Source organism: Lactobacillus sp. A27 (assembly GCF_016742815.1).
In the GTDB taxonomy this organism is placed as follows: domain Bacteria; phylum Bacillota; class Bacilli; order Lactobacillales; family Lactobacillaceae; genus Lactobacillus; species Lactobacillus gallinarum.
Genome location: NZ_JAEHNT010000074.1, coordinates 1 through 275, shown reverse-complemented (window position 1 = coordinate 275; position 275 = coordinate 1). Strand labels below are relative to the sequence as shown.

1 protein-coding gene is annotated in these 275 nt (G+C 42.5%); it reads right to left on the bottom strand.

The annotated features are described in order from the left end of the window. Positions 1-91: 91 nt before the first annotated feature. The coding region (locus JEM49_RS08630; protein ID WP_201874648.1) for a zinc ribbon domain-containing protein at positions 92-275 on the bottom strand (184 nt) is incomplete at its 5' end.

The following is a 275-nucleotide window of genomic DNA, read 5'->3' as shown; positions in this document are numbered from 1 at the left end:
TTAGATACGGACTTGACTTACCAGCAATAATCTTTTGGCTATTGCCGATAGAGGTCGTCTAATTACCAAAGCCTTTTGAGTCCGTGAGTTGCTAGCGGACTGCAGTCCCGAATAAGGCTGCTTCTTTTATTTTAGGATTCTGCCACTTGCCTAATCCTTTTTCTAGAATATTCACTGCCGCATTCCAATCGCGAATATGGTGCGTTCGACAGATTGGACAAGTCCATTCCCGATCCTTAAGGGTTAATTTCTTATAACCGTTTTGGCCCATAATA